Annotated in this window: 1 protein-coding gene; it reads left to right on the forward strand. The window is 74.5% G+C overall.

Annotation, left to right across the window (positions count from 1 at the left end; all coding sequences use genetic code 11):
- The coding region (locus MJ785_RS21450) for a zinc ribbon domain-containing protein (RefSeq protein ID WP_239382655.1) at positions 1-748 on the forward strand (748 nt) is incomplete at both ends.

A 748-nucleotide genomic window follows, 5' to 3' on the forward strand; every position in this document is an offset into this window, starting at 1 on the left:
GGCCCACCAGCCCGGCACCGGCGCGGTCCGGGAGGGCTGCGCGCTGCTGCAGGGCCTGGCGACCTGCGGGACCTGCGGCCGTAAACTCACCGTGTTCTACCAGGGCCCCACCAAGGCCACCCCGGGCTACTACTGCCAGGGCCCCGCCACGATCGTCGACGGCCGTGGCGCCCGTCACCTGCACATCGGCGGCGTGGCACTCGACGCCGCCATCGCCGACGCGTTCCTGACCGCGCTGGCCCCCGCGGCGCTCACCGCCTGTCTGTCCGCCGCCGAACACCTCGAAAACACCCACGACGCCGCCCTCGCCCAGCACCGCCGCCAGGTCGAACGCGCCCGCTACCAGGCCGTCGACCCGGACAACCGGCTCGTCGCCCGCGGTCTGGAGGCCGCCTGGGAGAAGGCGCTGACCGACCTGGCCGCCGCCGAGGCCGAACTCGCCCGCCGCGAGCAGGCCCGCCCCCGCGCCCTGACCGACACCGAGCGCGCCGGCATCCGCGCGCTCGGGGACAACCTGCACCAGGTCTGGGACGCCCCCACGACCACCGACCGCGACCGCAAACAGCTACTACGGACCCTGATCGACGAGGTGAACGTCACCGTCGTGCGCGACGACGACGCCGGCCACACCGACCTGCTCATCCGCTGGAAGGGCGGCGCGCTCACGGAACTGACCGTCCCCGGCCGGCGTCGCCAGCCCGCGATCCGTACCGACGAGGACACCATCGACCTGATCCGCCGCCTCGCC

The organism is Protofrankia sp. CiT1 (assembly GCF_917627335.1).
Taxonomy (GTDB): domain Bacteria; phylum Actinomycetota; class Actinomycetes; order Frankiales; family Frankiaceae; genus Protofrankia.